This window comes from Xanthobacter versatilis (assembly GCF_043193975.1).
Classification (GTDB): Bacteria; Pseudomonadota; Alphaproteobacteria; order Rhizobiales; family Xanthobacteraceae; genus Xanthobacter; species Xanthobacter autotrophicus_E.
This window is the reverse complement of the sequence record NZ_JBAFVB010000042.1, coordinates 1-234: the sequence shown is the minus strand read 5'-3', so window position 1 is coordinate 234 and position 234 is coordinate 1. Positions and strand designations below refer to the sequence as shown.

General features: G+C 60.3%; 1 protein-coding gene. It reads right to left on the bottom strand.

Annotation, left to right across the window (positions count from 1 at the left end; genetic code table 11):
• Positions 1-234: hypothetical protein (locus V5F66_RS22300; protein ID WP_394054072.1), on the bottom strand; the 234-nt coding region annotated here is incomplete at both ends.

Here is a 234-nt window from a genome sequence, read left to right as displayed (position 1 = left end):
GGTGACGCCTGCGGCATTCACCGTCAGATGCTGGCTCGTGTAAGTCTGGCCGGTGATGTTATAGTAGTAATAGTCAACCGAACCGTCCGTGTTCGCCACAACCGTCCGCGTCAACACGCCGGCGGTATAGGTCTTGGTGGTGACCACCCCGCTTGTTGCCTGCAACACCGACTGGGTGAGATTGCCCGAGGACGGATCATAGGTCAGCGTCGTGCGCGTGCCGTCGGTCGCAAC